Genomic DNA, 485 nt, shown 5'->3' with positions numbered 1-485 from the left:
ATCAATGCGCTTTCTCAAGATACCAACGAGAGTATGATGGTCAATATTATCAAAAAAACCTTTGATATCCCCTTCGACAAACCACCGGCTTCCTGTAAATGTTCGCTGGATTTCCTGAAGTGCAGTATGGCAACTCTTTTTCTTCTGATAAGCATGAGATGACGTTGAAAAAGTTGGTTCATATATAGCCTCTAATATCATTCTCACTACTTCCTGCACCAATTTATCTGTGAAGCTTGGTAGACCTAACGGTCTCTTTTTGCCGTTTTTCTTAGGGATATACACCCTTTTTGAAGGGAATGGTTGATAACTTCGATCTTTAAGAGTGGGTATAAGTTTTTCAATATCTTCTATTGAGAAACCATCAATAGTACGTTTATCAACACCCATTGTAAGAGCACCATCATTTTTGCTGAGATTGTCATATGCTGTGAGATAAAATTCCGGATTGTATAGATTTCTGTAAAGTCTTCTAAATTTGTAAT

1 protein-coding gene is annotated in these 485 nt (G+C 36.5%); it reads right to left on the bottom strand.

Annotated elements, in window-relative coordinates:
- A partial coding sequence (locus A2U94_RS20320; protein WP_231882798.1) for a reverse transcriptase/maturase family protein occupies positions 1-485 on the bottom strand: 485 nt, incomplete at both ends.

It is taken from the genome of Bacillus sp. VT 712, from assembly GCF_001614195.1.
Classification (GTDB): domain Bacteria; phylum Bacillota; class Bacilli; order Bacillales; family Bacillaceae_H; genus Priestia; species Priestia flexa.
This window is presented reverse-complemented; position numbering and strand designations above follow the sequence as displayed.